This window comes from Pseudomonas sp. J452 (assembly GCF_024666525.1).
Lineage (GTDB): Bacteria > Pseudomonadota > Gammaproteobacteria > Pseudomonadales > Pseudomonadaceae > Aquipseudomonas.
Window position 1 is genome coordinate 3384553 of the sequence record NZ_CP088294.1, and the last position, 26900, is coordinate 3411452.

The following is a 26900-nucleotide window of genomic DNA, read 5'->3' on the forward strand; positions in this document are numbered from 1 at the left end:
GCCAACCGCTCAGGAGTGTTTATGGCTGTCAAGGTCCTGGTGGTGGACGATTCCGGCTTCTTCCGTCGCCGGGTATCGGAAATTCTCTCCGCCGACCCGAATATCCAGGTGGTCGGTACCGCGACCAATGGCCGCGAGGCGATCGATCAGGCGCTGGCATTGAAGCCGGACGTGATCACCATGGACTACGAGATGCCGATGATGGACGGCATCACGGCGGTACGGAACATCATGCAGCGCTGCCCGACGCCGGTATTGATGTTCTCCTCGCTGACCCACGAAGGCGCCCGGGTCACCCTGGATGCGCTGGATGCCGGCGCGGTGGATTTTCTGCCGAAGAACTTCGAAGACATCTCGCGTAACCCGGAGAAGGTTAAGGCGCTGCTGTGTGAGAAGGTTCATTCGATTGCCCGCAGTAACCGCCGTAATAGCGGCTACAGTTCGGCGCCCGCAGCGGCTCCGGTTACGCCTGCCGCGACCGCCCGAAGTGCCGCGCCCGCAGCAGCTCCGGCTGCACGGGTGGCGACTGCAGCGGCCGGCACCACGGCGTCTGCCGGGGGAAGCTCGCCCGCCCCAAAGCGTAAATCCTACAAGCTGGTGGCCATCGGTACGTCTACCGGTGGCCCGGTGGCCCTGCAGCGGGTGTTGACTCAGCTGCCGGCCAATTTTCCGTCGCCCATTGTGCTGATCCAGCACATGCCGGCTGCTTTCACCAAGGCATTCGCCGAACGGCTGGACAAGCTGTGCCGGATTTCCGTCAAGGAAGCCGAGGATGGTGACGTGCTGCGCCCCGGTCTGGCTCTGCTGGCGCCCGGTGGCAAGCAGATGATGGTCGATCCGCGCGGCACTGTGCGCATCCTGCCGGGCGATGAGCGTCTGAACTACAAACCCTGTGTCGACATTACCTTCGGCTCGGCCGCCAAGTCGTACAACGACAAGGTGCTGGCCGTGGTTCTTACCGGCATGGGTGCCGATGGCCGCGAAGGTGCTCGTCTGCTCAAGCAGAGTGGCAGCCAGGTGTGGGCACAGGACGAGGCCAGCTGTGTGATCTATGGCATGCCGATGGCCATCGTCAAAGCTGACCTGGCGGATGCGGTATACGGTCTCGAAGATATTGGCCGGCATCTGGCTGAGGCCTGTATCTGATGGATGTACTGAGTCTTGTTGGGATCATCCTGGCATTTGTCGCCATCATCGGTGGCAATTACCTCGAGGGAGGCCACCTTGGGGCTCTGGTCAATGGCCCTGCCGCGCTGATCGTGATTGGTGGCACCCTGGGTGCGGCGTTTCTGCAGGCGCCGGTCAGTGTGTTCAAGCGCGCGCTGGTCATCTTGCGCTGGATTTTTTTCCCCCGCGGATCGATCTGGCCGGTGGTATCAGCAAGGTTGTCGGCTGGAGCATGACCGCGCGCAAGGAAGGGTTGCTCGGGTTGGAGCCGATTGCCGACACCGAGGATGATCCCTACGCACGCAAGGGGCTGCAGCTGCTGGTCGATGGCGCCGAGCCTGAGGCCATCCGCAGCATTCTCGAAGTCGACCTGTACACCCAGGAAGGCCGCGATATCCAGGCCGCCAAGATCTACGAAAGCATGGGCGGCTACTCGCCGACCATCGGCATCATCGGTGCGGTGATGGGCCTGATCCATGTGATGGGCAACCTGGCCGACCCGAGCAAGCTGGGTAGCGGTATTGCCGTGGCTTTCGTCGCCACCATCTATGGCGTGGCCTTCGCCAACCTGTTGCTGTTGCCGGTGGGCAACAAGCTCAAGGCCATTGCCGGCCGCCAGTCGTGCTATCGCGAGATGCTGCTGGAAGGCATTCTGTCCATTGCCGAGGGCGAGAACCCGCGCTCCATCGAGCTGAAGCTGCAAGGCTTCATGGACTGACAGGGGCAGGGGACCGACATGGCCCGGCGACGCAACCACGAAGAACATGAGAATCACGAGCGCTGGCTGGTGTCCTACGCGGACTTCATCACCCTGCTGTTCGCCTTCTTTGTGGTGATGTACTCGATTTCTTCGATTAACGAAGGTAAGTACAAGGTGCTTTCGCAGAGCCTGGTCGGGGTGTTCAGCGAGCCGGAACGGGCGATCAAGCCAATTCCCATCGGCGAAGAGAAACCGCGCACCACGGAGCCCGATCACACGATGGTCGAGGACAACCCGAACAGTTCATCGCCGCAGGCGAAAGATCCGCTGCAAGAGATTGCCAGCAACGTGCGTGAAGCCTTCGGTGACCTGATCAATGCCGAGCAGCTGACCGTGCGCGGCAACGAGCTATGGATCGAGATCGAGCTGAACTCCAGCCTGCTGTTCCCTAGCGGCGATGCGGTGCCGAACGAGCTGGCCTTCACCTTGATCGACAAGGTGGCGAAGATCCTCGCGCCTTACGAGAACCCGATCCATGTCGAAGGCTTTACCGACAATCTGCCGATCAGTACGGCTGAGTACCCCAGCAACTGGGAACTGTCGACAGCGCGTGCGGCCAGCATCGTGCGCATGCTGGCGATGGATGGGGTTGATCCGGGGCGCCTGGCTGCGGTGGGGTATGGGGAATTCCAGCCGGTGGCGGACAACGCCACCGCGGACGGGCGCGCGCGTAACCGCCGTGTGGTGCTGGTGATCTCGCGTAATCTGGAGGTAAGGCGCAGTATCAGTGGAACAGGCAGTGCCAATGCCAAGCCCGATGCGGCGCTGCAACGGGCTGGCACGCAACCTGCACCGGTGACACCGCTAGCGGTCCCTGCTGGGGATTCCGCCAATATTCCGACGCCTGCGCCATGAGGCGACAATCAGTTCTCGGTAAGGTAATGGCCGTGCCGGGAGGACGATGAAGATGAAAGTCTGGGCAGTAGCCAATCAAAAAGGTGGGGTCGGCAAGACCACCACATCCATCGCTCTGGCCGGCCTGCTGGCCGATGCCGGCAAGCGCGTGGTGATAGTCGACCTCGATCCGCATGGTTCGATGACCAGCTATTTCGGGCATGACCCGGACAGCCTGGAGCACAGCTGTTTCGACCTGTTCCAGCACCAGGGCGCTGTGCCTGAAGGCTTGCCGGCGCGCCTGTTGCTGCCGACCAGCAATGAGCGTATTTCACTGCTGCCCTCCAGTACCGCGCTGGCCACGCTCGAGCGCCAATCGCCGGGGCAGAGTGGCCTGGGTCTGGTGATTGCCAAGAGCCTGGCGCAGTTATGGAACCAGTTCGACCACGCGATCATCGACAGCCCGCCGTTGCTCGGCGTGCTGATGGTCAACGCGCTGGCAGCCAGCCAGCAGCTGGTGATTCCGGTACAGACCGAATTCCTCGCGGTAAAAGGCCTGGAGCGCATGGTCAGTACCCTGGCCATGATCAACCGCTCGCGCAAGCAGGCCTTGCCCTACACCATCGTGCCGACTCTGTTCGACCGTCGTACCCAGGCCTCGCTGAATACCCTGCGGGTGCTGCGCAATTCCTATCCGGAGCATCTGTGGCAGGCTTACGTGCCGGTTGATACGCGCTTGCGCGACGCCAGCCGTGCCGGGCAGACCCCTTCACAGTTCGATGGCAACAGCCGTGGCGTGATTGCCTACCGGGCCTTGCTCAAGCATCTGCTGGCGGCATCACCAGCAACCCAGGTAGCCTGAAATGCTGGCCTATGCTGAGGGTATCGGTTCAAGTGATGCAGTAGGCCGGCCGATAGGTTGTAGAACCCTTTTTTGTGGAAGTCCGTCATGAGTCGTACTGTTGCCACCGCCACCCGCCCTCAGCAGGCCTTGCAGTCCTATCTGGATGCCTTGCTGCAGGAAGCGGCTGCCGAGCTGGAACAGAGCATCACTCTGGACGAATTCGAAGCGGCGGTTATCGAGGAACAGGTGCGTGATGCGCGCCTGACGCCGCATCCAGTGCTTGCCGCTGCCATCGAGCGGCCGCTGGCGCTGGCGGAAGCGCGGCCCCTGGTCCTGCCTACGATCGAGTTGCCGCCTACCGTCAGCGTGCCGGTAATTGAACCTGTTGCGCCGGTGGTCGAGGCGCGGGTCGAGCAGCAGGAACTGCAACCTCCGGTCGAGCCGGCCAAGTTCAGCGTCGATGGCCGGCCAAGCTGGGCCGAGGACTCTTTCGAGTGCCTGCTGTTCGATGTCGCCGGCCTCACCCTGGCTGTGCCGCTGGTGTGCCTGGGGACCATCTACCCGCTGGCCAATGCCGAGCTGACTCCCTTGTTCGGCCAGCCCGACTGGTTTCTCGGCATATTGCCCAGCCAGGCTGGCAATCTGAAGGTGCTGGATACGGCGCGCTGGGTCATGCCCGAACGCTACCGTGACGACTTCCGCGATGGCCTGCAGTACGTGATTTCGGTCGAAGGCTATGAGTGGGGGTTGGCGGTGCATCAGGTCAGCCGTTCCATCCGCCTGGTGCCGGACGAAATCAAGTGGCGCAGCCACCGCAGCCAGCGACCCTGGTTGGCCGGTACGGTGATCGAACACATGTGCGCGCTGCTGGATGTGTCCGCCCTGGCCGAGTTGATCGCCAGTGGTGCGACGCGCAAGCAGGCAGCCACCAAGCGCCATTAATTTGCTCGGCCCCGCCTGGCGCGGGGCTCTATAGTAATGACAGCGGGGTGCACCCGCGTATGCCGCCCAATGCGGTTCTAGACGAGGCTAGGGAAATGAAGAAAACGTCTGCGCAAGGTACTGAAGATCCCATCCTGCAGTGGGTAACCTTCCGCCTGGATAACGAGACCTACGGCATCAACGTGATGCAGGTCCAGGAAGTGTTGCGCTACACCGAAATCGCCCCGGTTCCGGGTGCTCCTGCCTATGTGCTGGGCATCATCAACCTGCGTGGCAATGTGGTGACAGTCATCGACACCCGCCAGCGCTTTGGCCTCGACTCGGCGGAAGTTACCGATAACACCCGCATCGTGATTATCGAGGCGGACAAACAAGTGGTTGGCATCCTCGTCGACAGCGTGGCGGAAGTGGTCTACCTGCGTCAGTCCGAGGTCGAGACCGCGCCGAACGTGGGCAACGACGAGTCCGCCAAGTTCATCCAGGGCGTCTGCAACAAGAACGGCGAGCTGCTGATCCTGGTCGAACTGGACAAGATGATGTCCGAAGAAGAATGGTCCGAGCTGGAGAGTTTCTGACCCATGCTGGAGATCGCGGTGGCCGTGCTTGGCCTGTTCTGTGTACTGCTCGCAGGTACCTGCCTTTGGCTGGTGATGACCCTGCGCCAGCAGGCACAGCTGCAGAGTGAGCGCGACACCGTGCGTGACCAGCGCCTGCGCGAGCTGAGCCGGCGCCTCGATACCTACCTGACCGGTAGTATCCGCATGGGCGAAGAGCTGCATGAACTGCGCCGGGTGGTGGCGCCGCTGCCGGACAAGCTCAACCAGATGGAGCAGCGCGATCCTTCCAGCCTGTCCTTCACCCAGGCTGCACGCCTGGCCGGCATGGGCGCCAGTGTCGATGACCTGACCCATTCCTGCGGCCTGACCAAGGCCGAAGCCGAGCTGGTCAGCAAGCTGCAGCTGGCGCAGAAACAGCGCTCCTGAATTCTTAGAACCTGTTTACGATCTCCTGGCTGTCGGCCATCCTGCGTTAAAAATGACCTCGGAAAGCGGCTTGCCGCTAACGCGCTTTAGCGCGACCCGAAGGGCGAGTGAAACGAGTCATGCTCATTTACAACTCGTAAACTCCGCTTCCTCGGCCATTTGATTCGCTGACGCTCACCCTTCGGGCCAGCCTGCGGCTGTTACTCCCTCTGGTCGTTGCGCCTTGTCTGGCTCTAATCCAGAAGCTCGTAAACAGGTTCTTACTCCCTCCTGCTCTTAACCCTTCGCCAGCCTGCGCGAATGGTTCCAAGCCGCCGACGGCCGTCCACCTAAGCTGAAACTCAGGTCTTGCCTTCCCGTGGAGGTCTGCCATGCGTTGCAGTCTGCTGTTGTTATGTCTGTTGCTGGTCTGGCGCGTGGAAGCCGCCGAGGCGCCGCTGGAGGTCAAGGGAGCGACCACGGTGAATGCCATCCAGGCCCGCCAGCTGTATGAATTCGGTGTGCTGTTCATCGATGTGCGACCCGCGCGCGAGTGGGCGTGGGGGCATGTGCACGGCGCCTTGCATCTGGATCTGAATGGCCGTTTCGCCGATCTGGCCGAGCCGGCCTGGCCGCGCAGCATGCCGATCGTGCTGTACTGCGACAGCGAGGTCTGCCCGCACAGCGCGGAAGCGGCCCAGCGCGCCGTAGGCTGGGGCTTCCAGCAGGTGTACTACTTCCGCTCCGGCTATTTTGCCTGGCAGTTGCTGGACTTCCCGCTGGGCAAGGGCAGTGAGAACGAGATGCTCGCGCTTATTCTTGAGGGGCGCTGAGCAGCGGTAGTGGCGGGGTGACGTCGCGTTCCTCGTCGAAACCGGGCGGGCACTTGCCCTTGAGATACCAGGCGAAGGCGATGATTTCGGCGATGCTGCGATAGAGCGGCTCGGGAATCGCGTCGCCCAGCTCCATGCGCGCCAGCAGGCGTACCAGTTCGGCATTCTCGTAGATCGGCACTTCGTACTCGCGGGCGATGGCCAGGATGGCTTCGGCCAGCTCGTCGTCACCCTTGGCGGTCAGGCTGGGCGCGCTGCTGCCGTCATAGGAAAGGGCTATGGCCTGGCGCGGGGCTTTCTGCTTCATGCGGTTTCATCCACCCAGCGTTGTTCCACATGGGTCTTCGGCCCTTGCGGTGGCATGCCCTGGCGACAGGCCAGTTCGCCGACCTCCAGACCTGCGGCGAGCAGGCGCTCGCGCAGATGGCCCAGCTCGTGGTCGATCAGCTCGGCGGTATTCGAGCGCTCGGCCCAGAGCTGGCTCGACAGGCTGCCGCGGATCAACTGCGCCTGGACCTGCAGCGGCCCCAGTGGCGCCAGGTCGAAGGCCAGGTCGACCCGCCAGAGCACCTCCTTCTGCTCCTTCTTGCTGGCGTTGTTCTGCTCTTCACGCTGCAGCTTGATCTGCAGCGGCACGATCTCCTGCTGATTGCGCATCGGCAGCTCCAGCTGCCAGGTGGTCAGCAGGTTGCCTTCGGCCGTTACCTGGCTCTGCGCCAGGCTCGACAGTTGATGGGTCTGCAGGCGTGATACAGCGGCGGCGGCCAGCTTCAGCAGGGCTTCTAGGTCGGCCTCGCCTTCCATCGACTGCAGCAGGCGCGAGGGCAGGGGGAAGCTCAGCCCTTGCTGGCGCAAATTGGCCTGGCCGAGGCTGCCCAGGGCGTTGCGCACCAACGCCGGCAGTGCCTGAGCCAATGCCGTAGCGGTGCTGATGGCGCCGAGCGTGCCTGGCAGTGCCGGGGCCGTTGGCAGATTGGGCAGCAGTTGCGCGACCAGGCGCAGCAGGTTGGCCTTGAGGTCCTGCGGCAGGTTGCTGGTTTGGCCGCCCAGTAGTTTCGCTTCGAGGAACACACCGCTGTTTTCCAGGGCCTGGGCCAAGCCCTTGGGCGTGCTCAGCTGGCCGGCCTCTGGCAGCTGGCCGAGCAGCTTGTCGACGCTGGCACGCAGGTTTTCCGGCAGGGCGCTTTGCTGGCTCAGGCCCTGCAAGCCCTGCAGGCCTTTGAATAGGCCCTCTAAGGAGCCCTGGCGCCCCTGCTGGGTGGCCAGTTGTTGACCCAGTACCAACTGATCGAGGCGACCGCTCAGCGGCAGGAAATTGAGTGCCTGGCTGCCCTGGACCTGGGCCGTCAGCAGGCTGCCGATGGGCAGGGGAAGCGGGGTTTCTATACTGAGTTTGCTGCCGGCCAGCGGTGTGTTGAGCAAACTGACCAGTATCTTGTAGACGACCTGCTGGGCCTTGGCCTGCACCAGCTGTTCGCGGGCTTCGACCTTGCCTTGCAGCAGGGTGCCGATGGGCAGTTCCTGCAGATCCAGGCTGGTCAGCACCTTGCTGTTGCCGGTTTGCAGGGCCAGCAGCAGGCGAGTATCCGACAGGGCGGTGACTGCCAAAGCCGTGCCTTGGCTCAAGGGGCGCGAGCTGCTGGCTTCCACCGTGGTCTGCTTGCCGTTGTCCAGGGTCAGCTTGAGCACCAGTTGAAAGCTTTGCGTGACTTCCTTGAGCGCCACCACCTCGGCTTTGGCCGTCTGCCCGGCTGCCAGCAGGCCTTCCAGGGGCTGCAGCAGCTTGACTGCCAGGTCGGCAGCAGGCTGCGCCGGGCGCGTTGGCGGCGGTGTTGGCGGAAGTGGGCGAGGGCTGGTGATTTCTGCCATTGCCGGGTTACACCCTGTCGAAAAAGCCGGCTTCGAGGGCGGAGCCCGGCATGTATAATGCCGCCCCGTTCGGGCCGGCTGTGCAGTTATCTTGCGTCAGTATAGCGGCCTGAATATTGCCGACTTGAACCCCTGATGGGTAGCCATGCCTTGACCAGCCTGCATCTAGAAGCCCAAGCCCTTGCCTGCGAGCGGGATTGGCGCCTGCTCTTCGAGGGGTTGGACCTGCACCTGTCCGGCGGCACCCTGCTGCAGGTCAGCGGGCCCAATGGTAGCGGCAAGACCAGCCTGCTGCGTTTGCTGGCCGGTCTGATGCAGCCCACGGCGGGCGTGGTGCTGCTCAATGGCAAAGCCCTGGCGCGGCAACACGGTGAACTGGGCCGCAGCCTGGTGTGGATCGGCCACGCGGCGGGGATCAAAGGCCTACTGACTGCCGAAGAAAACCTGGCCTGGCTGTGCGCCCTGCATTGCCCGGCCGAGCGCGAGGCGATCTGGCAGGCGCTGGCCGCGGTCGGCCTGCGCGGCTTCGAAGACGTACCCTGTCACACGCTATCGGCCGGCCAGCAGCGCCGCGTGGCCCTGGCCCGCCTGTACCTCGATGCACCGCCGCTGTGGATTCTCGATGAACCCTTCACCGCCCTCGACAAACAGGGTGTGGCCCAGTTGGAGAGCCATCTGGCCCGGCACTGCGAGCAGGGCGGCATCGTCGTGCTGACCACTCACCACACGCTCGTCGAGAAGCCCTCCGGCTACCGCGAACTTGAGCTTGGGAGGCCGGCCGCATGAGCAGTGTGTTCCTGCAGTTGGTCGCCCGCGAGGCGCGCCTGCTGTTCCGTCGTCCGGCGGAGCTGGCTAATCCTTTGGTGTTTTTCGCCATCGTCATCGCCCTGTTTCCGTTGGCCGTAGGGCCGGAGTCCAAGCTGCTGCAGACGCTGTCGCCGGGGCTGGTCTGGGTCGCGGCGCTGCTGGCCGTGCTGCTCTCGCTGGATGGTCTGTTTCGCAGCGATTTCGAAGATGGTTCTTTGGAACAGTGGGTCCTTTCGTCGCACCCCCTGCCTCTTCTGGTGTTGGCCAAGGTGCTGGCACACTGGGCTTTCTCTGGATTAGCGCTGGTCATCCTGTCGCCGCTGCTGGCGCTGATGCTGGGCTTGCCGTCGCGCTGCGTGCCGGTGCTGCTGCTGGCGTTGTTGCTCGGTACGCCGGTGCTCAGCCTGCTCGGCGCGGTGGGTGCGGCGCTGACCGTTGGTCTCAAGCGCGGCGGTCTGCTCCTGGCGCTGTTGATTCTGCCGCTGTACATCCCGGTGCTGATTCTCGGCAGCGGGGCGTTGCAGGCGGCCCTGCAAGGATTGCCGGCAGCCGGTCACCTGTTGTGGCTGGCCAGCCTGACTGCCCTGGCGGTCACCCTGACACCCTTTGCAATTGCCGCCGGCCTGAAGATCAGCGTTGGCGAATAACTACAGAGTTGCCGTGAAGATGAACTGGACCTGGTTTCACAAATGGGGCTCGCCCAAGTGGTTCTACGAGATGAGCGGGCGCTGGCTGCCTTGGCTGGCCGCTGCCGCTGTGGTTCTGCTAGTGGTTGGCCTGCTCTGGGGGCTGGCTTTTGCGCCACCGGAGAAGTACCAGGGCAATAGCTACCGAATCATTTATATCCATGTGCCGGCGGCTTTCCTCGCCCAGTCCTGCTACCTGCTGATGGCGGTGGCCGGTGCCGTGGGCCTGATCTGGAAGATGAAGCTGGCCGATGTAGCCTTGCAGCAGGCCGCGCCGATCGGTGCCTGGCTCTGTTTCATCGCCCTGGTGACCGGCGCCATCTGGGGCAAGCCGACCTGGGGTACTTACTGGATCTGGGATGCACGCCTGACCTCGATGCTGATCCTGCTTTTCCTCTACTTCGGCGTGATCGCCCTGGGTAGCGCGATCAGCAACCGTGACAGCGCGGCCAAGGCCTGCGCGGTGCTGGCGCTGGTCGGTGCGGTGAATATCCCGATCATCCAGAAGTCGGTGGAGTGGTGGAACACCCTGCACCAGCCGGCCACCTTCAAGGTCACCGGCAAGGCCAGCATGAATGCGGAAATGTGGCTGCCGCTGCTGATCTCGGTATTGGGTTTCTACTGCTTCTTCGGTGCGGTGCTGTTGCTGCGCATGCGCCTGGAAGTGCTCAAGCGTGAGAGCCGCAGCAGTTGGGTCAAGGCTGAAGTGACCCGTCTGGTGGAGGGGCGAGCATGAGTTTTTCTTCCTTCGCCGAGTTCATCGCCATGGGTATCCATGGCCCCTATGTATGGTCGGCCTATGGCATCAGCCTGGCCGTGCTGGCTCTCAATGTCGCTCTGCCGATTCTGGCCCGGCGCCGTTACCTGCAAGACGAGGCGCGCCGTTTGCGCCGGGAGAACCAACAGTGAACGCGGTCCGCAAGAAACGCCTGTATATCGTCCTCGCCATCCTGGTCGGTGTGTCCATCGCCGTGGCGCTGGCCCTGTCGGCGCTCAAGGAGAACATCAACCTGTTCTATACGCCGACGCAGATCGCCAATGGCGAGGCCCCGGCCGATACCCGTATCCGTGCCGGCGGCATGGTGGCCGAGGGTTCGCTGAAGCGCAGCGGCGATTCGCTGGATGTCGAGTTCGTGGTTACCGACTTCGCCAAGAACGTCACCATCCGCTATCGCGGCATCCTCCCGGACCTGTTCCGCGAAGGGCAGGGCATTGTCGCCCTGGGCAAGCTGAATACCGACGGCGTTTTGATTGCCGATGAAGTGCTGGCCAAGCACGACGAGAACTACATGCCGCCGGAAGTGACCAAGGCGCTGCAAGACAGCGGTCAGCTGCAACCTGGCAAGAGCGAGGGCTGAGCATGAACCTGAATCTGATGGTGCCCGAACTTGGCCATCTGGCGCTGATCCTCGCCCTGTGCCTGACCCTGGTGCAGGCCAGCCTGCCGCTGATCGGCGCCTGGCGCGGTGATCGCCAGTGGATGAGCCTGGCGCAGCCGGCCGCCTGGGGGCAGTTCGCCTTCCTGCTGTTTGCCTTTGCCTGTCTGACCTGGTCGTTCATGGTCGACGACTTCTCCGTCGCCTACGTGGCCAGCAACTCCAACAGCGCCTTGCCCTGGTACTACAAGTTCAGTGCCGTGTGGGGTGCCCACGAAGGTTCACTGCTGCTGTGGGCGCTGATCCTCGGCGGCTGGACCTTCGCCGTGTCGATCTTCTCCCGCCAACTGCCTGAGGTGATGCTGGCCCGCGTGCTGGCGGTGATGGGCATGATCAGCATCGGTTTCCTGCTGTTCCTGATCCTCACCTCCAACCCCTTCGAGCGCCTGCTGCCGGATATGCCGCAGGACGGCCGCGACCTCAACCCGCTGTTGCAGGACATCGGTCTGATCGTCCATCCGCCGATGCTGTACATGGGCTATGTCGGCTTCTCCGTGGCCTTCGCCTTCGCCATCGCTGCGCTGCTGGGCGGCAAGTTGGATGCGGCCTGGGCGCGCTGGTCGCGGCCGTGGACCATCATCGCCTGGGCCTTCCTCGGCATCGGTATCGCCCTGGGCTCCTGGTGGGCCTATTACGAACTCGGCTGGGGCGGCTGGTGGTTCTGGGACCCGGTGGAGAATGCCTCCTTCATGCCCTGGCTGGTCGGCACGGCGCTGATCCACTCCCTCGCAGTGACCGAGAAGCGCGGCGTGTTCAAGAGCTGGACCGTGCTGCTGGCCATTGCCGCCTTCTCCCTGAGCCTGCTCGGCACCTTCCTCGTACGCTCCGGTGTGCTGACCTCGGTGCACGCCTTCGCCACCGATCCGGAGCGCGGCGTGTTCATCTTGGCGTTCCTGCTGATCGTCATCGGCGGTTCGCTGACCCTGTTCGCCGTGCGTGCGCCGGTGGTCAAGAGCCAGGTCGGCTTTGCCCTGTGGTCACGCGAGACCCTGCTGTTGGCCAATAACCTGGTGCTGGTGGTGGCCGCGTCGATGATCCTGCTCGGCACTCTCTACCCGTTGGTGCTGGATGCTCTGAGCGGCGCCAAGCTGTCGGTCGGCCCGCCTTACTTCAACGCGCTGTTCGTGCCGCTGATGGCCCTGCTGATGCTGGTGATGGCGATCGGTGTGCTGGTGCGCTGGAAGGACACGCCGGTGCGCTGGCTACTCGGCATGCTTGCGCCGGTGCTGCTCGGTAGCGCTGCGCTGGGTGGCCTGGCCACCTGGCTGTTCGGTGACTTCAGCTGGGCCGTGCTGGCGGTGTTCATGCTGGCGGCCTGGGTGCTGCTGGCCGGCGTGCGCGATCTGCTCGACAAGACCCGGCACAAGGGCCTGTTCAAGGGCATCCTGAGTCTCAACAGCAGCTATTGGGGCATGCAGCTGGCGCATCTGGGTATCGCCGTGTGCGCCATCGGCGTGGTGCTGGTCAGCCAGGGTAGCGCCGAGCGCGACCTGCGCCTGGCGCCTGGTGAGTCGCTGGAACTGGGCGGCTACCGTTTCGTCTTCGAGGGCGCGCAGCACTTCGAAGGCCCCAACTTCAGCTCGGACAAAGGCACCATTCGCGTGCTGGAAGACGGCGAGGAAGTTGCCCTGTTGCACCCGGAAAAGCGTCTGTACACCGTACAGAACATGCCGATGACCGAGGCCGGTATCGACGCCGGCTTCACCCGCGATCTCTATGTGGCGCTCGGTGAACCGCTGGAAGACGGTGCCTGGGCGGTGCGCGTGCACATCAAGCCCTACGTGCGCTGGATCTGGTTCGGTGGCCTGATGATGGGCCTGGGCGGCCTGCTGGCGGCCTTCGATCCGCGCTACCGGGTCAAGGTCAAAACCCGCGTGCGCGATGCCCTCGGCCTGAATGGAGTAGCAGCATGAAGCGGTTGATCCTGCTGTTGCCGCTGCTGTTGTTCCTCGGTGTTTCGGTCTTTCTCTACCGCGGCCTGTTCCTCAATCCGCAGGAGCTGCCTTCGGCGCTGATCGACAAACCGCTGCCGGCTTTCAGCCTGCCGGACCTGAAGAACGAGCAGCGCCTGATCAGCGAGAAGGACCTCAAGGGTCCGGCACTGGTCAACGTCTGGGCCACCTGGTGCCCGACCTGCAAGGCCGAACACCAGATGCTCAATCGCCTGGCCAAGGCTGGTGTGGTGATCCACGGGGTCAACTACAAGGATGACGGTGCGGCCGCGCGCCAGTGGCTGCAGGATTACCTCGACCCCTATCAGGTCAACGTGGCCGACCCGCAGGGATCGCTGGGCATCAACCTGGGTGTTTACGGCGCTCCGGAAACCTTCCTGATCGACGCCCAGGGCATCATCCGCCACAAGTACGTCGGCGCAATCGACGAGAAAGTCTGGCGCGAGGAGCTGGCGCCGCGCTACCAGGCCCTGCTGGAGGAGAAGCCGTGAAGCGTCTGCTGATTGCCTGTCTGCTCGGCCTGAGCCTGGTTGGCATGAGCCGGGCTGCCATCGACACCTACCAGTTCAAGGACGAAGCCGAACGTGAGCGTTTCCGTACGCTCACCGCGGAGCTGCGCTGCCCCAAGTGCCAGAACCAGAACATCGCCGACTCCAATGCGCCGATTGCCACCGACCTGCGCCGGGAAATCTTCCGCATGCTGGAGGAGGGCAAGAGCAACGCCGAGATCGTCGACTTCCTGGTGCTGCGCTACGGCGACTTCGTGCTCTACAAGCCGCCGGTAGATACCCGCACCTATCTGCTCTGGTACGGCCCGTTCGCCTTGCTCGGCCTCGGCGCCCTGGGGCTCGGCGTGCTGGTGCTGCGCCGGCGCAAGGTGGAGAACAATCCGGCACAGGTTGCCCTGTCGGCCAGTGAAAACCAGCGCCTGAGTGCGCTGCTCAAGCAAAACTCCCAGGACCCCAAATGATCGAATTCTGGCTCGCTGCCGGCCTGCTGTTGCTGGTCGCCCTGGCTTTTCTGCTGATTCCCGTACTGCGTGGGCGCAAGGCGCAGACCGAAGAAGACCGTACCGCGCTGAACGTCGCTCTGTATCAGGAGCGCCTGGCCGAGCTGCAAGGCCAGCAGGCCGCTGGCGTGCTGACTGCCGAGCAGTTGCAAGCCGGCCAGGCCGAGGCCGCCCGCGAGCTGCTGGCCGATACCGAAGACACGGCTGGCGAACGCGTCTCCCGCCTGGGCAAGGCGCTGCCGCTGATTGCCGCCCTGCTGGTGCCCTTCGCCGGCTTGGGCCTGTACATGCACTGGGGCGCCAGCCAGCAGCTGGCCGAGCTGGAAAACCCAAGCCAGCCGGGCATCGGCGTGATGACCGCCAAGCTGGAGCGCGCGGTGCAGGACGATCCCAAATCGGCCGAATCCTGGTATTTCCTCGGTCGCATCTACATGGCCCAGGAGCGTGCCGGCGAAGCTGCTGCCGCCTACGAGCAGGCGGTCGGCATTGCCGGGCGCGCGCCGGAACTGCTCGGGCAGTGGGCCCAGGCCCTGTACTTCGCCAATCAGAAACAGTGGTCGCAGCAGATCCAGGCGCTGACCGACGAAGCGCTCAAGGCGGATCCGCAGGAAGCGACCAGCCTCGGCCTGCTGGGGATTGCGGCGTTCGAGGATGAGCGCTTCGCCGAAGCCATCGACTACTGGCAGCGCCTGGTGGCGCTGATGCCGGCGGAAGACCCTTCCCGCCAGTCGATCCAGGGCGGCATCGAGCGGGCTCGCGAGCGCTTGCAGGCGGCGGGGCAGCCCGCGCCGGCGGGCGATACCCTGACCAAGTCGATGCCGCTGCTCAAGGTGCGCGTCGAACTGGCTCCGGCGCTGCAGGCCAAGGTGCAGCCGGGTGACACGGTGTTTGTCTTCGCCCGTGCGGTGTCCGGCCCGCCGATGCCGCTGGCCGTCAAGCGCCTGACGGTGGCCGAGCTGCCGGCGGACGTCGAGCTGAGCGACCGCGATGCGATGATGGAACAGCTGAAGATCTCCAGCTTCGCCCAAGTGCAGCTGGTGGCGCGGATTTCGCGGGCCGGCAATGCCACGGCCGGCGAGTGGATCGGCAACAGTCAGCCGATTGCCAGTAGCAGTCGCGATCCTCAGCAGTTGCTGATCGATAGTGCGGACCAGCGCAAATGAGCCATCTGGGGCGCCATTTACCGTTGGCGTTGCTGATCCTGCTCGGCGGTTGCAGTCTCGGCGGCATCGCGCCGTCTGTGCCCAAGAGCGCTCCGCAGCAGGCGCAGAACCATCCCCGTTTCGCCCCGCCGCCGGGTGGCAACAGCTACTGGGATGGTGCCCTGGGCGTGTACGTGCTCAAGGGCAGTCGCGATCTCTATTACCGCGAGCGCACCTACTATCGCTGGGCCGATGGCTGGAGTTGGGCGAGCAATCCCCATGGCCCTTGGCAGCCAACCGACAGCAGCGCTGTGCCAGCGGGCCTTGGGCGTCAGTACGCGCAATAAACATCAGACCTGTTGCAGCGCCAGCAGGGCCTCTTGCAGATTGTTGCGGGCGCGTCCTTCCCACTGCTCGGCCAGTTCCCTGTGCTGGTACAGCGCTGGCATTGCCAGCAGATGCCGCAGTAGCTGGCTGCGTCCTGTGCGGAACAGCGGTTCCGGAACCCATACATATTCCCGGCGCACGGCCTGTTCATAGTCGGCATAGACGCTGGCCGGCGCCGCCAGAATGGCCAGGTCGATATCCACTACCAGTGCGGCGTCGATCGTTTCGGCGGGCTGCTGGTGGCGGGTGGCGAGGATCAGTTCGCGCAGGGTGTCGGCATGTTGGGGCAGCCCGGCCTGGCTCAGCCACTGACCGGCACGCTCGGCGCTGGCTGCTTCATTGTCCTGGCGCCGGGTGTCGTAAATCAGGTCGTGGCTCCATAGCGCCAGTTCGATCAGCAGTGGCTGCTCGCCCAGGTGCTGCCAGTTGTCGAAGTGTTGCAGGCAGGCCGCAATATGCGCGCTGCTGTGGTAGTGGCGATGGGGCTCGCTGTAGGCCTGCTGCAGTTCGCTAAAACTGCCGTCCGGCGCTGCTGCTCCGAGCTTGCGCCAGAGTGTCTGCCAGCGGTCTTCACTGAGCATGTGTGGGTGGCTCCTTGGCGATGGTCGTGGATTGCCGCTACAGCGCAGCCTAGGGAGTTTGCCGCTGGTGCTGCAAGCCCCAGGTGCTGAGCCAAATAGCCGGCAAACGGCAGTCTTGGTCGGAGAAAACCCTGTGGTAAACTCCGCCGATCTTGCGCGCAACCCCCGAAATCCAAGGAAAAACATGACCTTCACGGCAGCGGACAGCCTCGCTCTGCAGTCTCCCGGTTTTGCTCCGGTGGAGGTCATGGCATGCGCCTGAAGTGCATCAAGCTGGCCGGCTTCAAGTCCTTCGTCGATCCGACTACGGTGACTTTCCCGAGCAACATGGCGGCGGTGGTCGGCCCCAACGGTTGCGGCAAGTCCAATATTATTGACGCCGTACGCTGGGTGATGGGCGAGAGTTCGGCGAAGAACCTTCGCGGCGAGTCGATGACCGACGTCATCTTCAACGGCTCCAATACGCGCAAGCCGGTGAGCCAGGCCAGCATCGAGCTGATCTTCGACAACTCCGACGGCGGCTTGGGCGGCGAGTATGCGGCCTGGGCCGAGATTTCCATCCGTCGCCGGGTGACCCGCGATTCGCAGAACACCTATTTCCTCAACGGCGTGAAGTGTCGCCGCCGCGATATCACCGATATCTTCCTCGGCACCGGCCTGGGCCCGCGCAGCTACTCGATCATCGAACAGGGCATGATCTCCAAGCTGATCGAGGCCAAGCCCGAGGACCTGCGCAATTTCATCGAGGAAGCCGCCGGCATCTCCAAGTACAAGGAGCGCCGCCGCGAGACCGAGAGCCGCATCCGCCGCACCCACGAGAACCTGGCGCGCCTGACCGACCTGCGGGATGAGCTGGAGCGCCAGCTGGAACGCCTGCACCGCCAGGCCCAGGCCGCCGAGAAATACCAGGAATACAAGGCCGAGGAGCGCCAGCTCAAGGCCCAGCTGTCGGCCCTGCGCTGGCAGGCGCTGAATGAACAGGTCGGCAACCGCGAGCGAGTGATCGGCGATCAGGAAGTGGCGTTCGAAGCGCTGGTGGCCGAGCAGCGCAATGCCGACGCCAGCATCGAGCGCCTGCGTGACGGCCACCACGAGCTGTCCGAGCGTTTCAACCAGGTGCAGGGGCGCTTCTACTCGGTGGGTGGCGATATCGCCCGCGTCGAGCAGAGCATCCAGCATGGCCAGCAGCGTTTGCGCCAGTTGCAGGACGACCTCAACGAGGCCGAACGCGCACGCCTGGAAACCGAATCGCACCTGGGCCACGACCGCACCCTGCTGGCCACTCTGGGTGAAGAGCTGGCCATGCTCGAACCCGAGCAGGAGCTGACCGCCGCTGCCGCCGAAGAATCCGCCGCCAGTCTGGAAGAGGCGGAAAGCGCCATGCACGGCTGGCAGGAGCAGTGGGAAGGCTTCAACCAGCGCAGTGCCGAGCCGCAGCGCCAGGCCGAAGTGCAGCAGTCGCGCCTGCAACAGCTGGAGCAGAGCTTGGAGCGCCTGAGCGAACGCCAGCGCCGGCTGGCCGAGGAGCTGGCGCAGCTGGCCGCCGACCCGGAAGACGCGGCGATTCTCGAACTCTCCGAGCAGCTGGCCGCCAGCGAGCTGAACCTGGAAGAGCTGCATGCCGCCGAAGACAGCCTGGTCGAGCGCCTCGAACAGCTGCGCGGCGAGCTGCAACAAGCCAGCCAGGCCCAGCAGCAGGCCCAGGGCGAACTGCAGCGCCTGAATGGCCGCATCGTGTCGCTGGAAGCCCTGCAGCAGGCTGCGCTGAATCCGGGCAAGGGCGCCGCCGAATGGCTGCGCGAGCAGCAGCTGAACAATCGCCCCCGTCTGGCCGAAGGCCTGCGCGTGGAGGCCGGCTGGGAGCTGGCAGTGGAAACTGTGCTCGGTTCCGACCTGCAGGCGGTACTGCTGGATGATTTCACTGGCCTCGACCTGGCCGGCTTCGACCAGGGCGAGCTGCGCCTGGTTAACCCGCAAGCTGGCGGCGCGCGCGTGGCCGGCAGCCTGCTGGACAAGGTCGAGGCCGGCTTCGACCTGGCGCCCTGGCTGGGTCAGGTCCGCCCGGTCGAGACCCTCGACGAGGCTCTGGCCCGGCGCAGTCAGCTGGGCGAAGGCGAAAGCCTGATCAGTCGCGACGGTTACTGGGTCGGTCGGCACTTCCTGCGTGTGCGCCGCGCCAGTGCCGCCGAGAGTGGTGTGCTGGCCCGTGGTCAGGAGCTGGAGCGCCTCGGCCTGGAGCGCGAAGAGCGGGAAGCGGCGCTGGCCGATCTGGAAGAGCGCCTGCAGCAGCTGCAGGCCAGTCAGCGCCAGCAGGAAGAAGCGCGTGAGCAACAGCGCCGTCTGGTGCAGGAGCAGGCCCGCCGTCAGGGCGAGCTGAAGGCACAGCTGTCCGCCGGTCAGGCCAAGGCCGAACAGCTGACCCTACGCCGTCGTCGTCTGGACGGCGAGCTGGCGGAGCTGGCCGAGCAGCGCGAGCTGGAGCAGGAGCAACTGGGCGAGTCACGCCTGATTCTGCAGGACGCCCTAGATGCCATGGCCGTCGACACCGAGCAGCGCGAGCAACTGCTGGCCAGGCGCGACCAGTTGCGCGAGCGCCTCGACCGGGTGCGTCAGGAAGCCCGCCAGCACAAGGATCACGCCCATCAATTGGCCGTGCGCCTGGGCTCAATCAAGGCCCAGCACGAGTCCACTCGTCAGGCCCTGGAGCGCCTGGAGCTGCAATTCGAGCGCGCCATCGAGCGCCGTGAGCAGCTCAGCCTCAATCTGGAGGAGGGCGAGGCGCCCCTGGAAGAGCTGCGTATCAAGCTGGAAGAGCTGCTCGACAAGCGCATGGGCGTGGAAGACGAACTCAAGCTGGCGCGTCTGGCCCTGGAAGACGCCGATCGCGAACTGCGTGACGCCGAGAAGCGCCGCACCCAGGCCGAGCAGCAGGCGCAATTGCTGCGCAGCCAGCTGGAGCAGCAGCGCATGGGCTGGCAGGAGCTCAGTGTGCGGCGCAAAGCGTTGCACGATCAGTTACTGGAAGACGGCTACGACCTGCACGGCGTGCTGGCCACTTTGCCGAGCGAGGCCAGCGAGAAGGCCTGGGAAGAGGAGCTGGAGCGCCTGGCTGCGCGGATCCAGCGCCTGGGGCCGATCAACCTGGCGGCCATCGACGAATACCAGCAGCAGTCCGAGCGCAAACGTTACCTGGATGCGCAGAACGCCGACCTGGTCGAGGCCCTGGATACCCTGGAAAACGTCATCCGCAAGATCGACAAGGAAACCCGCAACCGCTTCAAGGAAACCTTCGACCAGATCAACTCCGGCCTGCAGGCGCTGTTCCCCAAGGTGTTCGGCGGTGGTCACGCTTATTTGGAGCTGACCGGCGAAGATCTGCTGGATACCGGCGTGGCGATCATGGCGCGCCCGCCCGGAAAGAAGAACAGCACCATCCACCTGCTTTCCGGCGGGGAGAAGGCGCTGACCGCGCTGGCCTTGGTGTTTGCCATCTTCAAGCTCAACCCGGCGCCGTTCTGCATGCTCGACGAAGTGGATGCGCCGCTGGACGATGCCAACGTCGGCCGCTATGCACGGCTGGTCAAGGAAATGTCGGCAACGGTGCAATTCATCTATATCACCCACAACAAGATCGCCATGGAAATGGCCGATCAACTGATGGGGGTTACCATGCACGAGCCGGGATGCTCGCGCCTGGTGGCGGTGGACGTGGAGGAGGCGCTGTCGCTGGTGGAAGCCTAGGGGTGATATGGTCAAGATTGCCTGCTAACGGTGCACATTTACCGTTCGTCGTGCTAGCTTAGGCCTCAATTTTGTTACACGCGGAAAATACCTGTAAGAACATACAGTTGTCTGCGTTTTTCAGGGGGCAGGAAGCCCTTTCTTCATCATCATAATTACTGGTTCAGGGGCTCGAAAACTTCATGGAAATCGGTCTGCGCGAATGGCTGATCGTCATCGGCATCATCGTCATTGCCGGCATTCTCTTCGACGGCTGGCGCCGCATGCGTGGCGGCAAGGGCAAACTGAAGTTCAAGCTCGACCACAGTTTCAGCAATCTGCCGGACGATGACTCCGATCCGGATCTGCTCAGCCCGCCGCGCATCCTCGATCGCAAGCGCGAGCCGGGCCTCAGCGAAGAAGACATGCCGTCGATGAGCGCCACCGAGCTGAATCGCCGGCGCAATATCGAACCGCAACAGGGCGACCTCAACCTCGACACCGAAGAGCCGGTGCCGACCCTGCTCAATCCAGTCGATGACGGCCCTGAGCCGGTACTGGGTACGCCGAAGGAGGCTCTGCCGGTCGAGGAAGTGCTGGTGATCAACGTGGTGGCCCGCGAAGGCGAAGTCTTCAATGGCCCGGCGCTGCTGCAGAACATCCTGGAAAGCGGCCTGCGTTTCGGCGAGATGGACATCTTCCACCGTCACGAAAGCATGGCCGGCAATGGCGAAGTGCTGTTCTCCATGGCCAACGCGGTCAAGCCGGGCACCTTCGACCTGGACGATATCGAGCTGTTCAGCACCCGTGGCGTTAGCTTCTTCCTCGGCTTGCCGGGGCCGCGTCATCCGAAGCAGGCCTTCGACGTGATGGTGGCTGCCGCACGCAAGCTGTCCCATGAGCTGAACGGCGAGCTGAAGGATGACCAGCGTAGTGTGATGACCGCGCAGACCATCGAGCATTACCGTCAGCGCATCGCCGAGTTCGAGCGCAAGAAGCTGACCCACAAGCGTTAATCGCCGCCGTTACAGAGAAAGAGCAGCCCCGGCTGCTCTTTTCGTTTGAGAGATCACCGCAATGACCGACGCCACCCTCGCTGCCGCCCGCATTCTCGCCCTGCGCGCCGAACTGGACCTGCACAGCCACCGCTACTACGTGCTGGACGAGCCGAGCATCCCGGATGCCGAGTACGACCGCCTGTTCAACGAGCTGAAGGCGCTGGAGGCGGCGCATCCCGAACTGGTCACGGCGGACTCGCCGACCCAGCGCGTCGGCGGTGCGGCGCTCAGCGCCTTTGGCGAGGTCAGGCATGAAGTGCCGATGCTCAGCCTGGGCAACGCCTTCGAGGAAGGCGACCTGCTCGATTTCGATCGCCGCGTGCGCGAGGGCCTGGATCTGCCGGCCGGCGACCTGTTCGGTGGCGGTGCGGAGATCGAATACTGCTGCGAGCCGAAACTCGATGGCCTGGCGGTCAGCCTGCTGTACGAAAATGGCCTGCTGGTGCGCGGCGCCACCCGTGGCGACGGTAGCACCGGCGAGGACATCAGCAGTAATGTGCGCACCATCCGCAACGTGCCGCTCAAGCTGCATGGCGAGGGCTGGCCGAGCGTGCTGGAAGTGCGCGGCGAAGTGTTCATGTCCAAGGCCGGCTTCGATGCGCTCAACGCGCGGCAGCTGGAAAGTGGCGGCAAGACCTTCGCCAACCCGCGCAACGCGGCGGCCGGCAGCCTGCGCCAGCTCGACCCGAAGATTACCGCCAGCCGCCCGCTGGAGTTCTGCTGCTACGGCATCGGCCGGGTCGAAGGCGAGTTGCCGGCGACCCAGGTGGGCATCCTCCAGCAGCTGAAAGTCTGGGGCCTGCCGATCAGCCGTGAGTTGAAGCTGGCCAAGGGCGCCGAAGCGTGCCTGGCCTACTACCGTGATATTGGTGAGCGCCGCGCCAGCCTGGCCTACGAGATCGATGGCGTGGTGTTCAAGGTCAACGACCTGGCCTACCAGCGCGAGCTGGGCTTCCGCGCCCGCGAGCCGCGCTGGGCCATTGCCCACAAGTTCCCGGCCAGCGAGGAGCTGACTGAGCTACTGGATGTCGAGTTCCAGGTTGGCCGCACCGGCGCTGTCACTCCGGTGGCACGCTTGAAACCGGTCAAGGTAGCCGGGGTGATGGTATCCAACGCCACCTTGCATAACATGGATGAAGTGGCGCGCCTGGGCCTGATGGTCGGCGACACGGTGATCATCCGCCGCGCCGGTGATGTGATCCCGCAGGTGATGCAGGTGGTGCTCGAGCGCCGTCCTGCCGATGCACGGCCGGTGCATATTCCCGCCCAGTGCCCGGTGTGCGGCTCGGCGGTGGAACGCACCCAGCTGGTCAAACGCAGCAAGGGCAAGGAAACCTTCAGCGAGGGCTCGGTATACCGCTGCGTCGGCCGCCTGGCCTGCGGTGCTCAGCTTAAGCAGGCGATCATCCATTACGTGTCGCGACGGGCCCTGGATATCGAAGGGCTGGGCGACAAGATCGTCGAGCAGCTGGTGGATACCGGCCTCGTCGCCTCGCCGGCCGATCTCTACACCCTGAGCTATGAGCAGGTGGTGGTGCTGGAAGGTTTCGCCGACCTGTCCACGCGCAACCTGCTGACGGCGATTGCCGAGAGCAAGCGGCCGACCCTGGCGCGCTTCATCTATGCCCTGGGTATTCCCGATGTCGGCGAAGAGACCGCCAAGCTGCTGGCCCGTGCTCTGGGTTCGCTGGAGCGTATCCAGGCAGCGCTGCCTGAAGTGTTGACCTGGCTGCCGGATGTCGGTGGCGAAGTGGCTCATGAGATCCACAGCTTCTTCGAAGACAGCCACAACCAGAAGGTCATCGCCCAGTTACTGGAGCGCGGCGTGCAGCTGCAGGAGGAGGGCGAGCTGCATGCCGAGTTCGCCGCCTGCACCAGCTTTGCCGAGTTCCTCGACCGCCTGAACATCGCCGGGATCGCCGCCACCGGGGCGAAGAACCTGGCAGAAAAAGGCGGCAGCCTGGATGGCGTGATCGCTCTCACTCAGGACTGGCTGGAGCTGAGTGTGATGAAGGGCCTCAACGAGAAGGCAAAGCAGTCGCTGCGCGAGTTCTTTGCCGTCGCTGACAACGTTGCCAAGGCGCGGGCCATCGAGCAGCAGTTGCTGGCGTTCGGCATGCACTGGGCCAGCGAGAAGAAGCAGGTCGCGGGCTTGCCGCTGGCAGGGCAGACCTGGGTGCTGACCGGCACGCTGGAGGTGATGAGTCGCGACGTCGCCAAGGAGAAGCTGGAGGCGCTGGGGGCCAAGGTGGCCGGTTCGGTGTCGGCCAAGACCACCTGCGTGGTTGCCGGGCCTGGCGCTGGCTCGAAGCTGGCCAAGGCCAGTGAGCTGGGGGTGCGGGTGATGGATGAAGCGGAGTTTCTGCAAGCCTTGGCGGGCTACGGCATCAGCGCCTGAAGTCGGCGGGGCCAGGGCCCCGCTTCCTTCTGTTCTTAGTTGAGTGCGTCGGTCAGGGCCTTGGCCGGCACCAGCTTGACCACCTTCTTGGCCGCGATTTCGATCGCCTTGCCAGTCTGCGGATTGCGTCCGGTACGTGCCGGGCGCTCGCTGGCCTTGAGTTTGCCGATGCCTGGCAGGGTAATTTCGCCGTCATTTTCCAGAGCGTCGGCGACGATCTCCCCGAGTTGTTCGAGCAGGGCGCGTACATCGCTTTTCTGCAGGTCGATGGCTTCGGCGAGGTCGGAAATCAGCTGGTCTTTGGTGATGGCCATGAGGCGCTCCATGCAGCAGGGGGAAGGTGCCCGCAGGGCGGGCGATTCGGCAGGCACGCTACCACAAAGTACAGCTGCGTCGGCGCTTTGGCGCAGCTAGTCGATCAGTACGTGCGGCTCATCATGCAGGCAGATGGTCAGCTGTTGGCCACTCTGCCTGTCGAAGGCGCAGTTGGGCAGGTTGTGCATTTGAGCCTGCTGCAACATCAGCAGCAGAGCGTACAGGCAGAGCAATGAGAAGACGCTTGCCAACAGCCAACGTAACCAGCCTCGGCTTCGCGGCCGGCGTTTGGGCAGCAGCAGAGGCAGCAGGGCGATGGCGCAGAGTAGGGCGTAGCTGCTCAGCTCCTCAGGCGTCGGCGAATAGAGCAGATTGCCGTTGGGGTTGCTGGGAAATGTCGCCCACTGATACAGCGCCGTACCGCCAAGCAACAGAAAGGTCAGGGTCCAGGCAGTGCGTGCGCCGCTCATGCCGAGCAGCCAGCCCGAGCCCAATGCCAGCAGTGCCGGCAACAACAGCAGCAATGCGCTCGCGCTGCCCAGGCCGCCGAGCAGGGTGCCACTGGTTTCACGGATCTGTAGCAGATAAAGGCCGCTGGCGAGCGCCAGGGTGGCACTGCTTAGCAGGCAGAACAGGCTGATGCCGAGCCAGAGTGTGGTGCCGGTAGTGACTGAAAAACGGGGCGAGATAGGCATACAAGTCCTTTTGCGTGCTGCTGTGGTCCAGTCTGACAGACTGGGGAAAAAAGTCTCACCCATGGGCTGCCGCTCGCTCCCGGCGCGGGCGGCAAGAAACTGACTATGCTCAATAAATAACTACAAGCCTGCCCAAGCCGTGGAGCCCTGCCATGTTCCGTCTATTCGCCGATCTAGGATTCCGCTGGAAGATTGCCCTGCCGATTTTTCTGCTCGCCGTACTGCTGGTACTCATGGGGATTCTGGGTATGCAGGGCATCAGCCAGGTGACCGACTCCAGTACCCGTCTGACCAACCGCTACCTGCCTGCCATCAGTCTATTGTTGAATGCTGATCGTGACCTGTACCAGGCCTTCGTCGCCGAGCGCAGCCTGCTCGACGAGGGTGCCAGCGCCCATGCCGAGGCGCTCAAGGCCGCGCATGCCGAGAATGCGCAGCAGGCCTACGACCGCGTACACAAGTTTGCCGAGATGCAGCCGAGCGCCGAGGCGCTCAAGTTGGTGGCCGATTTCGACCGCGGTTTCGCCCAGTGGAAGGCCACCTCCAGTCGCGTGCTGGAGTTGGCGGGCAGTGATCCTGCCGCCGCCTCTCTGCTGAGTTATGGCGACAGCGAAGCGCAGTTCGAAGCTATCCGCGACCCGATCGACAAGCTGGGTGAGCTGGAAGACACCGCCGCCAATGCCGAAGGCACCGCCGCTATTGCCCTGGGTGAGAAGCGCAGCTGGCAGCAAGGCGGGATCATCGCCATCGGCTTGCTGATCTGTGCCGTACTGGTGGTGGGCTTCCCGATCCTGGTGACCCGTCCGCTGCACAACCTGCTGCACCGCATTGAGCAGATCGCCGATGGTGACGGTGACCTGCGCGTGCGTCTGGATGTGCTGTCACGCGATGAACTGGGCAAGCTCAGTCATGCCTTCAACCGCTTCCTCGACAAGCTGCAGCCGCTGATCAAGGAAGTCGGGCGGGTTACCGGTGAGGTGGCCGACTCGGCGGAGTCCCTGGCTGGCATGGCGGCAGCCAATGATCGCCTGATCAGCAGCGAACATGCCGCGGTGGATCAGGTCAGCACTGCGGCAACCGAAATGAGCAGCGCCGTACACGAGGTGGCGCGCAATGCGCAGAATGCCGCCGATGCCGCGCGCAGTGCCGAGACCCAGTCGCGTGATGGTGCGCAGGTAGTGGGTGCGACCATCCATGCCATCCGCCAGCTGGCCCATGAGGTGGAAAGCGCCTCGGCGACCATCCAGACCCTCGAGCAGGAAACCGCCAACATCGGCGCCGTACTCGCGGTGATCAAGGGCATCGCCGAGCAGACCAACCTGCTGGCGCTGAATGCCGCCATCGAGGCCGCACGTGCCGGTGAGCAGGGCCGTGGCTTCGCCGTGGTGGCTGATGAGGTGCGGGCTCTGGCGGCACGCACCCAGGACTCGACCAAGGACATCCAGCAGATGATCGAGCGCCTGCAAGTCGGCGTGCAGAATGCGGTCAAGGCCATGCACTCGGGCAGCGAGAAGGCCCGCGACAGTGTCGAGCGTGCGGCGGGGGTGGATGGCGCGTTGTCCGCCACCGGTGACTCGGTGGCGCGGATCAACGACATGGCGGCACAGATCGCCACCGCCTGCGAGGAGCAGAGTGCGGTGACCGAAGAGATCGCACGCAATATCAGCGATATCCGCGACCTGTCCAACGAGGCGGCACAAACGTCCGAGCAGAGCACCCAGGCCAGCGCCCGACTGTCCGAACTGTCCCACGGACTGGAGCAGCTGGTGGGGCGCTTCCGCGTCTGACCAGGCGTACGGGTATGTGCTTGTTCTCTGAGCTAAGTGCTTGAAGCGGTTGTAAGTTCGCTTCCAATCAGTACAATGGCGCGGCCCGTCTTCTGACGGGCTTCGTTATGGTGGTCCCATCGGTCCCCTCGCAACGATTACCCGTTAACCTGGTCAGGTCCGGAAGGAAGCAGCCACAGCGGGAACATCGTGTGCCGGGGTGTGGCTGGTGGGGCCGCCTCCATAACGTAAGTCCTTGAATTCTCAAGGATTTCTAAGTCAAAAATCTCGAAGTGTGACAGCCGTGTAGAACACAAAAGTGTTCCAAGGCGGTAGCCTACATCTGCTTGATTCTGCTCGACAAGCTCTCAATTGCCCCCATTGCTGCCTGCTAGCTAATCGAGTTGGGGCGGGTTTGGAAATCTCTACATCCCCCCACAGAGCAAGCGGTACGGCTCAACGATACAGGGAGTTTTCCTCGGATTTTTCGTGAGTCTTTGAAGATCAGGTTGACGAGCTTGGGTACGACGCAGCAGTACTCTGGTGAGTAAACGGTGTTCAGTGGGTCAATGATGTCCTTGTCTAGCTCTGCATCAGGCATTCCGGCATAGGGCTGCGAGACATACCACGCAGCAAATTCCTGATAGTCATGCCACTTCAGGCAGACACGCCCGCTCTGATACGCAGGGGCGTTAGAGCAGTAGTTTCGACGCATCATGTTGTGCCAAGTCTTATTA

Annotated in this window: 26 protein-coding genes, 1 other RNA gene and 2 pseudogenes; 24 read left to right on the forward strand and 5 right to left on the reverse strand. The window is 63.8% G+C overall.

Translation table 11 applies throughout. From position 1 onward, the window contains the following. Window positions 1-21 precede the first annotated feature (21 nt). The 8 genes and pseudogenes from LRS11_RS15385 (at window position 22) to LRS11_RS15420 (ending at window position 6342) form a co-directional block, all read left to right on the forward strand. The gene (locus LRS11_RS15385) at window positions 22-1146 is read left to right on the forward strand and encodes a chemotaxis response regulator protein-glutamate methylesterase (protein WP_260493794.1); all 1125 of its coding nucleotides are present in this window, start codon (window positions 22-24) and stop codon (window positions 1144-1146) included. Then, window positions 1146-1885, forward strand: a pseudogene (locus LRS11_RS15390) (flagellar motor protein). Before LRS11_RS15385 ends, LRS11_RS15390 begins: the two are co-directional and overlap by 1 nt. 18 nt (window positions 1886-1903) lie before the next feature. Then, window positions 1904-2782 carry a flagellar motor protein MotD gene (gene motD, locus LRS11_RS15395; protein WP_260493795.1) on the forward strand — a complete coding sequence of 293 codons (879 nt, stop codon included), beginning with the start codon at window positions 1904-1906 and terminating at the stop codon, window positions 2780-2782. Window positions 2783-2834: 52 nt separating this feature from the next. Further along, window positions 2835-3623 (forward strand): ParA family protein, encoded by a 789-nt coding sequence (locus LRS11_RS15400; protein ID WP_260493796.1) that lies wholly within the window; start codon window positions 2835-2837, stop codon window positions 3621-3623. An 87-nt stretch (window positions 3624-3710) separates the two neighbouring features. After that, window positions 3711-4547, forward strand: coding sequence for a CheW domain-containing protein (locus tag LRS11_RS15405; protein ID WP_260493797.1), 837 nt, complete (start codon window positions 3711-3713; stop codon window positions 4545-4547). Window positions 4548-4642: 95 nt separating this feature from the next. Next, window positions 4643-5122 carry a chemotaxis protein CheW gene (locus LRS11_RS15410; RefSeq protein WP_173206002.1) on the forward strand — a complete coding sequence of 160 codons (480 nt, stop codon included), beginning with the start codon at window positions 4643-4645 and terminating at the stop codon, window positions 5120-5122. Between the two features lie 3 nt (window positions 5123-5125). Then, a complete protein-coding gene (locus LRS11_RS15415; RefSeq protein ID WP_182833672.1) occupies window positions 5126-5530 on the forward strand; it encodes a DUF2802 domain-containing protein in 405 nt (134 codons plus the stop codon). A gap of 371 nt (window positions 5531-5901) precedes the next feature. Further along, on the forward strand, window positions 5902-6342 hold the full coding sequence (locus tag LRS11_RS15420; RefSeq protein WP_260493798.1) for a rhodanese-like domain-containing protein: 441 nt from the start codon (window positions 5902-5904) through the stop codon (window positions 6340-6342). On the opposite strand, the gene LRS11_RS15425 is transcribed toward LRS11_RS15420, so the two are convergent. Together LRS11_RS15425 and LRS11_RS15430 are read right to left on the reverse strand one after the other, a co-directional pair. Then, window positions 6323-6649: an EscU/YscU/HrcU family type III secretion system export apparatus switch protein gene (locus tag LRS11_RS15425; protein ID WP_173206009.1), complete on the reverse strand. Its 327-nt coding sequence runs from the start codon at window positions 6647-6649 to the stop codon at window positions 6323-6325. The two genes, LRS11_RS15420 and LRS11_RS15425, sit on opposite strands and share 20 nt — an antisense overlap. Then, a complete protein-coding gene (locus tag LRS11_RS15430) occupies window positions 6646-8211 on the reverse strand; it encodes a flagellar hook-length control protein FliK (protein WP_260493799.1) in 1566 nt (521 codons plus the stop codon). Before LRS11_RS15430 ends, LRS11_RS15425 begins: the two co-directional genes overlap by 4 nt. 135 nt (window positions 8212-8346) lie before the next feature. Here LRS11_RS15430 and ccmA point away from each other — a divergent pair, with 135 nt between their 5' ends. Genes ccmA through LRS11_RS15480 form a run of 10 tightly spaced genes read left to right on the forward strand, consistent with a single transcriptional unit; the run spans window position 8347 to window position 15590 of the window. Continuing rightward, window positions 8347-8997: a cytochrome c biogenesis heme-transporting ATPase CcmA gene (ccmA, locus tag LRS11_RS15435; protein ID WP_260493800.1), complete on the forward strand. Its 651-nt coding sequence runs from the start codon at window positions 8347-8349 to the stop codon at window positions 8995-8997. Beyond that, window positions 8994-9665 (forward strand): heme exporter protein CcmB, encoded by a 672-nt coding sequence (ccmB, locus tag LRS11_RS15440; RefSeq protein WP_260493801.1) that lies wholly within the window; start codon window positions 8994-8996, stop codon window positions 9663-9665. The genes ccmA and ccmB overlap by 4 nt, the downstream gene beginning before the upstream one ends. Before the next feature lie 19 nt (window positions 9666-9684). Next, on the forward strand, window positions 9685-10440 hold the full coding sequence (locus LRS11_RS15445) for a heme ABC transporter permease (RefSeq protein ID WP_260493802.1): 756 nt from the start codon (window positions 9685-9687) through the stop codon (window positions 10438-10440). Further along, the gene (gene ccmD, locus LRS11_RS15450; protein ID WP_260493803.1) at window positions 10437-10613 is read left to right on the forward strand and encodes a heme exporter protein CcmD; all 177 of its coding nucleotides are present in this window, start codon (window positions 10437-10439) and stop codon (window positions 10611-10613) included. Before LRS11_RS15445 ends, ccmD begins: the two co-directional genes overlap by 4 nt. After that, window positions 10610-11062: a cytochrome c maturation protein CcmE gene (ccmE, locus tag LRS11_RS15455; RefSeq protein ID WP_260493804.1), complete on the forward strand. Its 453-nt coding sequence runs from the start codon at window positions 10610-10612 to the stop codon at window positions 11060-11062. The genes ccmD and ccmE overlap by 4 nt, the downstream gene beginning before the upstream one ends. 17 nt (window positions 11063-11079) lie before the next feature. Further along, a complete protein-coding gene (locus LRS11_RS15460) occupies window positions 11080-13053 on the forward strand; it encodes a heme lyase CcmF/NrfE family subunit (RefSeq protein ID WP_260496932.1) in 1974 nt (657 codons plus the stop codon). Next, window positions 13050-13583, forward strand: coding sequence for a DsbE family thiol:disulfide interchange protein (locus LRS11_RS15465; protein WP_260493805.1), 534 nt, complete (start codon window positions 13050-13052; stop codon window positions 13581-13583). The genes LRS11_RS15460 and LRS11_RS15465 overlap by 4 nt, the downstream gene beginning before the upstream one ends. Beyond that, window positions 13580-14062: a cytochrome c-type biogenesis protein gene (locus LRS11_RS15470; protein WP_260493806.1), complete on the forward strand. Its 483-nt coding sequence runs from the start codon at window positions 13580-13582 to the stop codon at window positions 14060-14062. The genes LRS11_RS15465 and LRS11_RS15470 overlap by 4 nt, the downstream gene beginning before the upstream one ends. Continuing rightward, window positions 14059-15264: a c-type cytochrome biogenesis protein CcmI gene (ccmI, locus tag LRS11_RS15475; RefSeq protein ID WP_260493807.1), complete on the forward strand. Its 1206-nt coding sequence runs from the start codon at window positions 14059-14061 to the stop codon at window positions 15262-15264. The genes LRS11_RS15470 and ccmI overlap by 4 nt, the downstream gene beginning before the upstream one ends. Then, window positions 15261-15590: a hypothetical protein gene (locus tag LRS11_RS15480; protein ID WP_260493808.1), complete on the forward strand. Its 330-nt coding sequence runs from the start codon at window positions 15261-15263 to the stop codon at window positions 15588-15590. The genes ccmI and LRS11_RS15480 overlap by 4 nt, the downstream gene beginning before the upstream one ends. A gap of 3 nt (window positions 15591-15593) precedes the next feature. On the opposite strand, the gene LRS11_RS15485 is transcribed toward LRS11_RS15480, so the two are convergent. After that, window positions 15594-16211: a hypothetical protein gene (locus LRS11_RS15485; RefSeq protein ID WP_260493809.1), complete on the reverse strand. Its 618-nt coding sequence runs from the start codon at window positions 16209-16211 to the stop codon at window positions 15594-15596. Between the two features lie 252 nt (window positions 16212-16463). Here LRS11_RS15485 and smc point away from each other — a divergent pair, with 252 nt between their 5' ends. From smc to ligA, 3 genes are all read left to right on the forward strand, one after another. Further along, window positions 16464-19952, forward strand: coding sequence for a chromosome segregation protein SMC (gene smc, locus LRS11_RS15490; protein WP_260493810.1), 3489 nt, complete (start codon window positions 16464-16466; stop codon window positions 19950-19952). Between the two features lie 182 nt (window positions 19953-20134). After that, window positions 20135-20947, forward strand: coding sequence for a cell division protein ZipA (zipA, locus tag LRS11_RS15495; RefSeq protein ID WP_260493811.1), 813 nt, complete (start codon window positions 20135-20137; stop codon window positions 20945-20947). A gap of 61 nt (window positions 20948-21008) precedes the next feature. Continuing rightward, window positions 21009-23387: an NAD-dependent DNA ligase LigA gene (gene ligA, locus LRS11_RS15500; protein WP_260493812.1), complete on the forward strand. Its 2379-nt coding sequence runs from the start codon at window positions 21009-21011 to the stop codon at window positions 23385-23387. 35 nt (window positions 23388-23422) lie between these two features. Here the strand turns inward: ligA and LRS11_RS15505 are convergent, their stop codons facing one another. Then, on the reverse strand, window positions 23423-23701 hold the full coding sequence (locus LRS11_RS15505; protein ID WP_260493813.1) for an HU family DNA-binding protein: 279 nt from the start codon (window positions 23699-23701) through the stop codon (window positions 23423-23425). A 96-nt stretch (window positions 23702-23797) separates the two neighbouring features. Then, entirely contained in the window at window positions 23798-24397 is a 600-nt protein-coding gene (locus LRS11_RS15510; RefSeq protein ID WP_260493814.1) for a hypothetical protein, read from the reverse strand. 152 nt (window positions 24398-24549) lie between these two features. Here LRS11_RS15510 and LRS11_RS22520 point away from each other — a divergent pair. The 3 genes and pseudogenes from LRS11_RS22520 to ffs all read left to right on the forward strand — a co-directional run. Continuing rightward, window positions 24550-25326 (forward strand): annotated as a pseudogene (locus LRS11_RS22520) (MCP four helix bundle domain-containing protein); the annotation flags it as partial. Window positions 25327-25404: 78 nt separating this feature from the next. Beyond that, complete coding sequence (locus LRS11_RS22525) at window positions 25405-26184, forward strand: methyl-accepting chemotaxis protein (RefSeq protein ID WP_409519816.1); 780 nt, start codon at window positions 25405-25407, stop codon at window positions 26182-26184. A 117-nt stretch (window positions 26185-26301) separates the two neighbouring features. Next, window positions 26302-26398, forward strand: an RNA gene (ffs, locus tag LRS11_RS15520) — signal recognition particle sRNA small type. The last annotated feature ends 502 nt before the right edge of the window (window positions 26399-26900 follow it).

Coding starts and splice junctions, on each gene's coding strand:
- LRS11_RS15400 (WP_260493796.1), top strand. CDS start 2,835: ATGAAAGTCTGGGCAGTAGCCAATCAAAAAGGTGGGGTCGGCAAGACC.
- LRS11_RS15425 (WP_173206009.1), bottom strand. CDS start 6,649: ATGAAGCAGAAAGCCCCGCGCCAGGCCATAGCCCTTTCCTATGACGGC.
- LRS11_RS22525 (WP_409519816.1), top strand. CDS start 25,405: ATGGCGGCAGCCAATGATCGCCTGATCAGCAGCGAACATGCCGCGGTG.
- LRS11_RS15460 (WP_260496932.1), top strand. CDS start 11,080: ATGGTGCCCGAACTTGGCCATCTGGCGCTGATCCTCGCCCTGTGCCTG.
- zipA (WP_260493811.1), top strand. CDS start 20,135: ATGGAAATCGGTCTGCGCGAATGGCTGATCGTCATCGGCATCATCGTC.
- LRS11_RS15480 (WP_260493808.1), top strand. CDS start 15,261: ATGAGCCATCTGGGGCGCCATTTACCGTTGGCGTTGCTGATCCTGCTC.
- ligA (WP_260493812.1), top strand. CDS start 21,009: ATGACCGACGCCACCCTCGCTGCCGCCCGCATTCTCGCCCTGCGCGCC.
- smc (WP_260493810.1), top strand. CDS start 16,464: ATGCGCCTGAAGTGCATCAAGCTGGCCGGCTTCAAGTCCTTCGTCGAT.
- LRS11_RS15485 (WP_260493809.1), bottom strand. CDS start 16,211: ATGCTCAGTGAAGACCGCTGGCAGACACTCTGGCGCAAGCTCGGAGCA.
- LRS11_RS15420 (WP_260493798.1), top strand. CDS start 5,902: ATGCGTTGCAGTCTGCTGTTGTTATGTCTGTTGCTGGTCTGGCGCGTG.
- LRS11_RS15385 (WP_260493794.1), top strand. CDS start 22: ATGGCTGTCAAGGTCCTGGTGGTGGACGATTCCGGCTTCTTCCGTCGC.
- LRS11_RS15445 (WP_260493802.1), top strand. CDS start 9,685: ATGAACTGGACCTGGTTTCACAAATGGGGCTCGCCCAAGTGGTTCTAC.
- LRS11_RS15465 (WP_260493805.1), top strand. CDS start 13,050: ATGAAGCGGTTGATCCTGCTGTTGCCGCTGCTGTTGTTCCTCGGTGTT.
- LRS11_RS15415 (WP_182833672.1), top strand. CDS start 5,126: ATGCTGGAGATCGCGGTGGCCGTGCTTGGCCTGTTCTGTGTACTGCTC.
- LRS11_RS15505 (WP_260493813.1), bottom strand. CDS start 23,701: ATGGCCATCACCAAAGACCAGCTGATTTCCGACCTCGCCGAAGCCATC.
- ccmI (WP_260493807.1), top strand. CDS start 14,059: ATGATCGAATTCTGGCTCGCTGCCGGCCTGCTGTTGCTGGTCGCCCTG.
- LRS11_RS15510 (WP_260493814.1), bottom strand. CDS start 24,397: ATGCCTATCTCGCCCCGTTTTTCAGTCACTACCGGCACCACACTCTGG.
- LRS11_RS15405 (WP_260493797.1), top strand. CDS start 3,711: ATGAGTCGTACTGTTGCCACCGCCACCCGCCCTCAGCAGGCCTTGCAG.
- ccmD (WP_260493803.1), top strand. CDS start 10,437: ATGAGTTTTTCTTCCTTCGCCGAGTTCATCGCCATGGGTATCCATGGC.
- motD (WP_260493795.1), top strand. CDS start 1,904: ATGGCCCGGCGACGCAACCACGAAGAACATGAGAATCACGAGCGCTGG.
- LRS11_RS15410 (WP_173206002.1), top strand. CDS start 4,643: ATGAAGAAAACGTCTGCGCAAGGTACTGAAGATCCCATCCTGCAGTGG.
- ccmB (WP_260493801.1), top strand. CDS start 8,994: ATGAGCAGTGTGTTCCTGCAGTTGGTCGCCCGCGAGGCGCGCCTGCTG.
- LRS11_RS15430 (WP_260493799.1), bottom strand. CDS start 8,211: ATGGCAGAAATCACCAGCCCTCGCCCACTTCCGCCAACACCGCCGCCA.
- ccmA (WP_260493800.1), top strand. CDS start 8,347: ATGGGTAGCCATGCCTTGACCAGCCTGCATCTAGAAGCCCAAGCCCTT.